The following is a 9,094-nucleotide window of genomic DNA, read 5'->3' on the forward strand; positions in this document are numbered from 1 at the left end:
CTATACCGAGGCCGGGCAGCCCTATCGGCGCGCGCTCGAGGCGACGCGCCAGCTCGCCGGGCTTGTCGGCAAGGAAAGCGAAGGCGAGGCGCTGATCGCGGCGACAGACGCGTATCTTTTGGAGGTTCGCCAGCAGCTGGCGCCGCTTTCGGCACGGCCGATCTATGTCGTCAGCTTCCTGGACCCGCGCAATGTGCGCGTCTACGGCGCAAAGAGCCTGTTTCAGGAGGTGTTCGACCGCATCGGGCTCAGCAACGCGTGGACGGCCGAGACCAACTATTGGGGGTTTTCGACCGTCGGCATCGACGGGCTGGCGACATCCAGCGATGCGCGCCTCGCCTATCTCGAACCCTTGCCTGAGGGCGCCGGCGGCACGCTGACCGAAAGTCCGGTCTGGAATGCCATGCCCTTCGTGCGCAACCGCTCGATCATGCGCCTTCCTGCCGTCCTGATGTTTGGCGCGCTTCCATCCGCGAGCCGTTTTGCCCGGGTCCTGGCATCGGCGATGACCGCGGAGGCCGCCCATGGCTGAGGATGCCGCTGCCGTTACTCAAGAAGGAAAGCTTGCGGCGTCAGGCCGCGCCTTGCCAAGGAGTTCTCCTGGTACTCAGCCGGTAGGCGCGATCCTGCTTTGCGCGGTGCTGCTCGCGGCTGCGGCAGCGGCAACCGTCTCGAACCTCACCGTGCAACTGCCATCGGCGCTCTGGCTCCAATCGCTCGCCGCTCCCGACATCGCTGACATGCGGCAGGTGCTCGTCCACTATGCCTTCCTGCCCCGGCTTGCGATCAGCCTTTTGTGCGGTGCGGCGCTCGGGCTTGCCGGAACTGTCCTGCAGCAGGTTCTGCGCAACCCGCTCGCCTCGCCTGAAACCGTCGGCGTCTCGGCCGGTGCCTATCTGGCACTGGCACTGGCGACGCTTCTGTCACCGTCCCTGCTTGCCTTCGGCCGCGAATGGGTGGCGCTGGCCGGCGCATTTATGGCCCTTGCCGCCGTCATCGCTCTGTCCTGGCACAAGGGCCTGTCGCCGCTTTCGGTGGTGCTGGCGGGGCTTGTGGTCAGCCTCTATGCCGGCGCCATCGGTGCCGCTCTCATCGTGCTGCGGCACGAATGGCTGGCCAGCCTGTTCATCTGGGGCGCCGGTTCGCTCGGCCAGCAGGATTGGTCGACGACGCTGTGGCTTTTGCCACGCATCGGCACTGCTGCGCTTGCGATCTTCTTCATGGTGCGGCCCCTGACCCTGCTTGGCCTCGACGATGAAGGCGCGCGCAGCCTTGGCGTGCCGCTCGGCGCCTATCGCTTCGCCGGACTGGCGGCCGCCGTCGCGCTGATCGCCTTTGTCGTTGCCGCTGTCGGCGTCATCGGCTTCGTCGGCCTGGCCGCGGCGACGCTCGCGCGCATCGGCGGTGCCCGGCGGCTGGGCCAACAACTGGTGATGGCACCGCTGATCGGCGGCGTGTTGCTGTGGGCCGCCGATCAAGGCGTGCAGATCGCCACCGGGCCGCAAGGCGACCTGCTGCCGACCGGAGCGATCACAGCACTTCTCGGTGCGCCGCTGCTGCTCTGGCTGTTGCCGCGCCTTGCGTTTGGCTCGGAAGCCCCGACCTTGATGGCCGTGCGCCTGCCGCGCGCAAGCCGGCCCGGCCTTGTTCTGATGGCACTCGGCCTGGCTCTGCTTCTGCTGCTCGGGCTGGCCCTGCTCTATGGACCGGGTCCGCATGGCTGGACCTTCGCCTTCGGCGACGAGCTGCAGCCTTTGCTGTCGTGGCGGTGGCCTCGCGTGCTTGCCGCGCTGAGTGCCGGGGCGATGCTGGCGCTTGCCGGGCTGATGATGCAGCGGCTGACCGGCAATCCGATGGCCAGCCCCGAAGTGCTGGGCATCAGTGCCGGTGCCGCCCTTGGCATGATGGTGGCGCTGTTTGCGCTCGTCGATGCCGGGCGCCCGGTTCAGACGGCGGCGGCAACGATCGGCGCCTTCGCCGCTTTGCTGGTGACGCTGGCGATCGGCCGTCGTGCCGCCTATGCGCCGGAGCGGCTGCTGCTTGCCGGCATTGCTCTGACGGCCTTGTTCGACGCGCTGATCCTGGTGCTCACCGCGACCGGCGATCCTCGCGCCATGCTGCTGCTCAACTGGCTGACCGGTTCGACCTATGGCGTCGATGTCGGTGACGCCCTGCTGACCGGTGGTATCGCGGTCTGCCTCTTCGCGCTCGCGCCTTTCTTCATGCGCTGGCTCGACATCCTGCCGCTCGGCTCCGCCGCCGTTCAGGGCCTTGGCATCAACCTGAAGAGGGCGCGGCTTCTCGTGCTGCTGGCCGTCGCGGCACTCACCGCGGCTTCGACGCTGATCGTCGGTCCGCTGACCTTCATCGGCCTTATGGCGCCGCATCTTGCTCGTCGCCTTGGCCTTTCCCGTGCGCTGCCGCAGGCCATTGGCGCGGTGCTCGCCGGCGCGCTGATCATGGTCGCCGCCGACTGGGTGGGCCGGATCGCCATCTTCCCGCGCCAGATCCCGGCCGGTCTCGTCGCCACGTTGATCGGCGGCCCGGTGCTGATGTGGCTGCTGCGCCGCCGCTGACCGTTTTGCCCCTGGAGATATCCATGTCCAAGATATCCATGTCCAACGCGACGCCAGCCCTGATCGCCAACACGACGGTCCACGATCTCGTTCCGGCGCAGGGCGGCGCCCCCTGGCGGATATTCCTGCATGTGCCGTCCGGGCCGGTGCCCGAGGCCGGCTGGCCGGTCCTCTACATGACCGACGGCAACGCCGTCATCGGCACGGCGGTCGACGCCATGCGCGCGCAGGCCTTCTATCCCACGGGCACCAATGTCGGCTGGGGCGTCATCGTCGCCATCGGATATCCCGTCGACGGCGCCTATGATCCGCTGCGCCGCTCATGGGATCTCGGCCCGCCGCCAGGCAAGACCTACCCGCCCTTCTACGAGGGCACGTCCGAAGTCCGGACCGGTGGGGCAGGGAAATTCCTTGCTTTCATCGAGGATGAGCTGAAGCCGTGGGTCGCCAGCCGGGTCACGGTCGATGCCAGCCGCCATGCGCTTTACGGCCATTCTTTCGGTGGCCTGTTTGCGCTCTACGCCCTGTTCGCGCGGCCTTCTTCCTTTCAGACCTGGATCGCGGCGAGCCCCGCCATCTACTGGGAAGACCGTGTCATCGACCGCTTTCTCGAAGCCTTCGAGGCCGCCATTCCCGATGGTTTGGCGGCGACCATGATCCTGTCGGCCGGCGAGTACGAGACCGAGAAGCTGGCGCAGTTCCAGATTGGCGCCGAGGACGAGGAAAAGCGCCTGAAGCAGAAAAAGGTGACACGCACCGACGCATTCGCGCGGGCAATGGCGCAGCGTCTTGACGCTCTCCCGGGCGTGCGCGCCAGTTTCGAACTGCATGCCGGCGAGAACCACATGTCGATCCTGCCGGTCACCGTCAATCGCGCGGTGCAGGCGGCGTTTGCGGTGAGGAGGGACGCCGCCCTTTGCTGAACGCCGCAGCAAGAGGGTCGGCGCTGTCATTCCTGTGAAGGGGAGGCGCTCAATCGGCGGTAGGAGACGCCGCCGAAGTTTGCCGTCACAAAATCCGTGACGGACATCTTGCGCTTGCCTCCGTCGCTGCAGGCGTAAACCGGCCAACCGGCATCGCTGCATTCGCTGGCAGCGCAGATGCGCGCCAGGCAGTTGCCGATAGTCAGCCGGAAGCCGCCCTTGCCGGCGAAGCCTTGCAACAGGCTGCCGTCCGCCGAGCGCCATGTCCGCGCACGGAATTCCGCCCGCAAAAGCAGTGGTTCGAGAGGGACCGCAAGGTTGTTTTCGCCGGCACGCCCTGCGAGCTGCAGACGGAAGCGCGCCATTGCGGTCGCGTATGCAGTCACAAGATCGGCTTGGCGAAAATAGGCGGTTGCCAGGCTTGGGCGGTCAAGCAGATGAGACGTCCACTCGCCTGCCCCTACCGGCCTCACCAAGGCAACAAAGGCAAGAAAGGCGAAGCAAGCTCGTGACATTTCCAGCAGCCATATCTGTCTCGGCGTGCCGGTTTGCCCCCCGGTTGCCCTCCCATAACATCCCGCCAATCGGCGCCCGGCGCAAGCCGCTTGCTAAGGCAGTTCAGAAGGCCGCCGAGCAAGGGATCCTGGAGCCGAAGACGGTGACCCGCATCGACGAACCTGTGCGGGCGATCGCGAGAGGGTGGCGGTGTTTGCGGCAAGGGATCTTGACCAGCCCAGGGTTTCCTAGCCGATGCGAGCCGGCGGCAGCTCGAACAAAGTGGCGCCGTTCTCCCGGCCGCGCTCGACATAGCCGATGACGCCGAACCATCTTGCGACATCCGGCCCCTGGAGCCAACTGCGCGAATGGATGGCGAGGTTGCCGGCGAGCGCCTGGATATGCCTGATATGCCGCTTGCAGAAACGGACGGTCGTGGCCCGGAAGAAGTCCTCCCGTGCGGCGAACAGCGTGTCGGCGGCGTCGCTGTTCTCATGCCAGGCGATGATCGCCACGGCCTTGTCGCCCTCGACAAGCGCGTGCGCGCGGCCCTCCTTCAAATTCATCATAAGGTTGTCGTAGGCGATCTTGCTGTCCTTGCCGGCAGCGACGTATTCGTCCGACATCCGCTTGGACAGACCGCGAAAGACATCCTCCAGATCCCCAAGCGTTGCTGCGCGTGCTCTCATTTCACCTCCTGCAGCCCCAACGGGCAGTTTGCCCTAGGGTTGAGGGGTGGCCAAGCAAATTAAATCCGCCGGCGGGCTAATGTGCGCAAAGTGATTCCACTTGGCGATGCAGGCGGCGACGCGACGGGGGTGCCCAGAACGGACCAGGAGGGGATGGTGCCAGAGGCGGAAAGGGCAGAACGCAGAAATAAACTAACAAAATCAATCGCCGGGGCGGCCCTATTTCACAGCCTGTGTAACACCGATGTGGTGTAAAGTCGAATCGAGGTCATTGCCAACAACTTTGTTCTGGCTACTTTCGTCTACATTTTGCGGGTCCTGCTTCGCTGGCTCCGGCAATTTCTTATGCGTCCTGTCCGCCTTCCTCCTGACCTTTCTGCGTTCGTTGCCGGACTTCGACCTCAAACGCTTCCGTATCTTGGCTCAGCCACCGGGCGAAAAATACGTTTCGCTCGAATTCCGGAATGAGGCGTGGTTTTGAAGTCGCAGGTTGAGCATAGGTGGGGCCGTCATTACTCTCTGTTCAATGCCGCCGCGATCAGCTCGGCTCGGTTCTTCTGAAACTCCCCGAAGGCATCAAATCCATATACCGAAAGGTCCGGTATCAGATGCCGCGCTCGGAATGGCGGCTCCCGAGTCTCGAGCCACTCGTCAAACGGGGTGGCGTTCTTGGAGAGGTTTTCCGATTCTGTCAGAAGCTGGAGGTTCACAAGCGTGTTGAATTTGCTCAGGTAGAGTTGAACCTTCGACTCGTCATACCCTCTACTCTTCAACTTACTCGACTGAAACTCGGTTTTGGGGAAGACATGGTCTTCGTGAAAGACGGCATCCTTCCAATCGCGATCGGGATACAATAGGGAAAGGGCGAGATTTGTGTATCTCCCTTGATAGCCGTACTCCAAAATGCGGGCGATTTCCGTTTCACTCAATCTTGGTTCGATGCCCAGCGAGTTGTAGAGCGAAATAGCCGGAAAAGGCGTCGTCGCGTTGCAATCCTTCAGCAACTCTCGCAAGCGGCTCAGCGTCGTATCCGTCGAAGAGCCAAACGCATTCTTCAACGTCGTAAACACGAACCATTTGCGAATTGTCACTTGTGCTTCGGCGTCCTTAACACTTGACGACGTATCAAATGACCAGTTGCCGAGCTTCATAATATAAAGCGCGATAGGAAGCAGAGCCAAAGGAGCCACCACATTCTTGCTGTTGAAGCCGAACCGAGAAATCAGCCTGACCGTTGTGGAAAGCGCCTGCTTGATGTTGTCCCAATTGGCTTCGATCAGACGAAGGTTCTGCCTCGTGAAGTTCTTCACTTTGTACTGAATTGGCAGGCCGTCCGTTAGGTAGAGGCTTGCCTTAAGAACAAAGTCTTTCCCGAAGTTGTATCCAGTTCCAATGTCATTAAGAGAATCCGTAAAGTCGTGAATTTCACTTCGAGCATCAAGCGAATCCCATTTGGCCGTAGCAGTTGCGAGGAGAAGGTCGGAATATTCAAGGGGCTGACCGCCGGAATTTGCGCGGACGAACACCTGCAAAACCTTGTCATAATCTTGAGACCTCTCCTCATAGTAGTTTCCTATGAGAGTTGTATGGACGCGGTTATGCAGGCGTCCGATCAGCCTTTGGGCGTTGTCGCGCTGCTCCTCGCCAACAGCGGCAAGGCGGGCTTTCATATCCGCCTTAGCGTCTTCAGCGTCTTCGAAATCCAAGATTCGACCAACCGGATACCAGATCTGGGGTTTGTCCCCTTTCGGCTCTTCGTTCTCGCGGAAGGCGAAGCTATAGGTGAGCTCTTCCGGGTTCTCCTCATTGGGCGTCGGGGCTTTAAGCAGATTTAAGTATAACTTCAACTTGCGCCACCGATAGTGGAAGTATCTATATGAACCACGAAGTCCGATGAAGAGTGAGGTTATTCGTTGCTGGCCATCAAGTACCAGCGTAACATCCCTCGTGATTCCTGACATATTGGCCGCCGGATTGTGCGGGTCTTCGTCGTCGAAGTCCCGGATAAACTCGTAGACCGGCCACTCGTCCTTGTTCTTTTGCTCCAGTTTCCAGTATAAAAATGAACCAATCGGGAAGTCTGACATCATAGAATCAAACAAGCGTTCGATCCGCTCAGGTCTCCATACAAATTCCCGTTGGATTGCAGGAAGGTACAGATCACGATTCAATTGTCGGATAAGGTCGCTCACGCGAACCGGTATGTATTCCATACTTGCCCCCCCCCAACGCCCGGCATTTGCCGAGGTTGTCTACGCCAAAGAAAGAAAGCAGCGCGACCTTGCGCCGAACGAAGGAACTGCCCTCCGCCCATTCCGCGATGTGGTCCGCGAAGGTGTCAAAGACACGGGTGGCAAAGTAGAATCGAAAAGGCCGTATCACCTGTAACTGCCAGCGGCATCCAAGGCAACGCCAGAAGCTGACAGCTGACATTCTCCCATATGTACTCGTCTACCGCTTGGGCAAGCATCGACACCGAGACTTCGCCCGCCGAAGCGGTAAGCGCCGACATTGTGTTGCTCTTTCTGGGCCAAGAACATCCTGGGGAACAATGTCTCGTTGAGACACGCTGGCCAACCTAAATAATTGATTTTGCATTGATTCTTGACAATAGGAAAATATTCCTGTTATACTGTTTGCTGCAAGCTGCGTCGACCGACGGGGCTGGGCCAGACACTAACAGGAGCTTTGACATGCCTTTGACAGATCGACCCGACACACCATGTCGGCACCGCTCAAATCACACCTTAAGGGGCCCTCTGGGCCCTTTGTCATATCTGGAGGCAAGACAATGAATGTCGCCTCCGAAACCACCCGATCGTTGATCGTGTTTGGCCGCGATGAGACACGCAAGCCCCACGCCTCGGTGTTCCTGCTACCCGAGGTCGAGGCGGCGGAAAGCGCAGCGAGGCTGATGGGGATGCACTCGCACCGCGTTGAGCCCGGCGAAGCACCCGAGATCGTCATGCGCCTTCCGGCTGGCAAGCTTTTCGACAGCGGCAAGGCTTTCGTGCCGTTCGTCAAATCGGAGGTTTACAGCCGTATCGCGGCGCTTGCGGGCGTCGCTGACGAGCGCGACGGCGGGCCGGGCGGCGACAAAGCCGCCGACAGCCCCGAAAACGCTTCAGCGGGCTCGCCTGAGGCAGTGGCGGCCCGTGGCGGGGGCGATGGTGGCGGCGGTGCCGCTGGCGGTAACGATAGCGACCTTTGGGCGAAGCTGGCCGTCGGCGATATGGTGCTGGCATCGGAAGGACCCGACGAGGGATATTTCGAAGCTCGCATCATGAAGGCGAAAGCCAAGGGTATTTTCACGCTCAAGTTCCGCGATTACCCGGAAGCCCCGCAGGTCGACCGCAGCTACTACCAGCTCGGCCTGATCCACCCCCGCCAGCTGGCGAAGAAATAAGCGGCCTACAAACGGGCCGGGTTCGATCCGGCCCGCCACCCCTTCAGTCACACATCCATTCGAAGGAACCACCCATGACATGCTCAACAGAGCGCGTCGGTCGGCTAACGGCGGCTGATCGAACCGCGCGTATTCGGACTCTAAACGACCAACTGCGCCAGACCGGCGCTGGTGGGCGCATGGTGATGACCGCCGGTGTCGCCGCGCTGCCTGCGCAAGAGATCGGCGCTATTCTGCTGGCCATCGCCAACTTCGACGCGTTCGACGAGAACAACGACCCCTATGACACCCACGACTGCGCTCTGTTGTACGTCGGCGATCGGCAGCTATTCTTCAAGCTAGACTACTATGACCGCGCTCTGGCGAACCTATCGCCTGACGCCTCGGACCCCGCAGTCACGATCCGGGTGATGACCGTCATGCTGCCGGAGGAGTACTGATGTTCTCCCCTGCACAGGGCACTGGGGCGCAGTTCCTCGCTCGTCTAACCCACCTTCGGCTTTCTTCCCGACGAAAGCGGCGACGGCTCACGAGCCCCCGTCGGAGGTTCGGTCAGAAGAGCCGCAGCCGGAACGGCAAGTGCCTTCGCCAGAGCTTCCAGCGTATCGGTCGTTACGTTTTCAGAACCGCGTTCGACGCGACCGACATACGAACGATCGATCTCAGCCGCCAGCGCCAGCCGCTCTTGCGACAGCCCGCGTTCGACACGCAGCTTACGGAGATTCCAACCAATGATCTTGCGCACGTTCATCGTGGGCAAGAAGGCAATACAAACGGCTTGACAATCGACGGACCAATAGTCCCCTATTTCCAATTTCGGGGGATTGCACCATTCATGTGCTTGCTTGGGGGAGTGAAATGAAAATCGCAGTTGGAATTATCGGAATTCTGCTTGGCATGATTTCGATGCTGCAGTCCTGCGCAGTGGCGACGGGCGGAAGCATTGCGGCCAATCATGATCTGGCGGGCGCTGGCTCGGTTGGCGTTCTCGTGGGTTTGCTGTTC

The 9,094-nt window shown here is 61.3% G+C and carries 9 protein-coding genes; 5 read left to right on the forward strand and 4 right to left on the reverse strand.

The window, feature by feature from the left end; translation table 11 throughout:
• From EN914_RS13675 to EN914_RS13685, 3 genes are all read left to right on the forward strand, one after another.
• A partial coding sequence (locus EN914_RS13675) for an ABC transporter substrate-binding protein (RefSeq protein WP_164778736.1) occupies positions 1-532 on the forward strand: 532 nt, incomplete at its 5' end.
• A complete protein-coding gene (fhuB, locus tag EN914_RS13680; RefSeq protein WP_024503124.1) occupies positions 525-2,576 on the forward strand; it encodes a Fe(3+)-hydroxamate ABC transporter permease FhuB in 2,052 nt (683 codons plus the stop codon). The genes EN914_RS13675 and fhuB, both read left to right, overlap by 8 nt.
• Before the next feature lie 23 nt (positions 2,577-2,599).
• Complete coding sequence (locus tag EN914_RS13685) at positions 2,600-3,499, forward strand: alpha/beta hydrolase (protein ID WP_024503123.1); 900 nt, start codon at positions 2,600-2,602, stop codon at positions 3,497-3,499.
• Positions 3,500-3,525: 26 nt separating this feature from the next.
• On the opposite strand, the gene EN914_RS13690 is transcribed toward EN914_RS13685, so the two are convergent.
• From EN914_RS13690 to EN914_RS13700, 3 genes are all read right to left on the reverse strand, one after another.
• Positions 3,526-3,864 (reverse strand): hypothetical protein, encoded by a 339-nt coding sequence (locus EN914_RS13690; protein ID WP_013533590.1) that lies wholly within the window; start codon positions 3,862-3,864, stop codon positions 3,526-3,528.
• Positions 3,865-4,242: 378 nt separating this feature from the next.
• Positions 4,243-4,683, reverse strand: coding sequence for a hypothetical protein (locus tag EN914_RS13695; protein ID WP_013533589.1), 441 nt, complete (start codon positions 4,681-4,683; stop codon positions 4,243-4,245).
• Positions 4,684-5,195: 512 nt separating this feature from the next.
• Complete coding sequence (locus tag EN914_RS13700; RefSeq protein WP_024503121.1) at positions 5,196-6,896, reverse strand: DUF262 domain-containing protein; 1,701 nt, start codon at positions 6,894-6,896, stop codon at positions 5,196-5,198.
• A 578-nt stretch (positions 6,897-7,474) separates the two neighbouring features.
• Here EN914_RS13700 and EN914_RS13705 point away from each other — a divergent pair.
• Positions 7,475-8,089, forward strand: a complete 615-nt coding sequence (locus tag EN914_RS13705; RefSeq protein WP_127389123.1) for a hypothetical protein — start codon at positions 7,475-7,477, stop codon at positions 8,087-8,089.
• 179 nt (positions 8,090-8,268) lie between these two features.
• Entirely contained in the window at positions 8,269-8,529 is a 261-nt protein-coding gene (locus tag EN914_RS13710) for a DUF3768 domain-containing protein (protein ID WP_245265324.1), read from the forward strand.
• A 44-nt stretch (positions 8,530-8,573) separates the two neighbouring features.
• On the opposite strand, the gene EN914_RS13715 is transcribed toward EN914_RS13710, so the two are convergent.
• Positions 8,574-8,840: a helix-turn-helix domain-containing protein gene (locus EN914_RS13715; protein ID WP_024503118.1), complete on the reverse strand. Its 267-nt coding sequence runs from the start codon at positions 8,838-8,840 to the stop codon at positions 8,574-8,576.
• Between the last annotated feature and the right edge of the window lie 254 nt (positions 8,841-9,094).

The sequence above is a fragment of the Mesorhizobium sp. M7A.F.Ca.CA.001.08.2.1 genome, from assembly GCF_003998455.1.
Classification (GTDB): Bacteria; Pseudomonadota; Alphaproteobacteria; order Rhizobiales; family Rhizobiaceae; genus Mesorhizobium; species Mesorhizobium ciceri.

Excerpts from the sequence above, each read along its gene's own strand:
- fhuB (WP_024503124.1), top strand. The coding sequence starts at position 525 with ATGGCTGAGGATGCCGCTGCCGTTACTCAAGAAGGAAAGCTTGCGGCG.
- EN914_RS13685 (WP_024503123.1), top strand. The coding sequence starts at position 2,600 with ATGTCCAAGATATCCATGTCCAACGCGACGCCAGCCCTGATCGCCAAC.
- EN914_RS13690 (WP_013533590.1), bottom strand. The coding sequence starts at position 3,864 with ATGGCGCGCTTCCGTCTGCAGCTCGCAGGGCGTGCCGGCGAAAACAAC.
- EN914_RS13695 (WP_013533589.1), bottom strand. The coding sequence starts at position 4,683 with ATGAGAGCACGCGCAGCAACGCTTGGGGATCTGGAGGATGTCTTTCGC.
- EN914_RS13700 (WP_024503121.1), bottom strand. The coding sequence starts at position 6,896 with ATGGAATACATACCGGTTCGCGTGAGCGACCTTATCCGACAATTGAAT.
- EN914_RS13705 (WP_127389123.1), top strand. The coding sequence starts at position 7,475 with ATGAATGTCGCCTCCGAAACCACCCGATCGTTGATCGTGTTTGGCCGC.
- EN914_RS13710 (WP_245265324.1), top strand. The coding sequence starts at position 8,269 with ATGGTGATGACCGCCGGTGTCGCCGCGCTGCCTGCGCAAGAGATCGGC.
- EN914_RS13715 (WP_024503118.1), bottom strand. The coding sequence starts at position 8,840 with ATGAACGTGCGCAAGATCATTGGTTGGAATCTCCGTAAGCTGCGTGTC.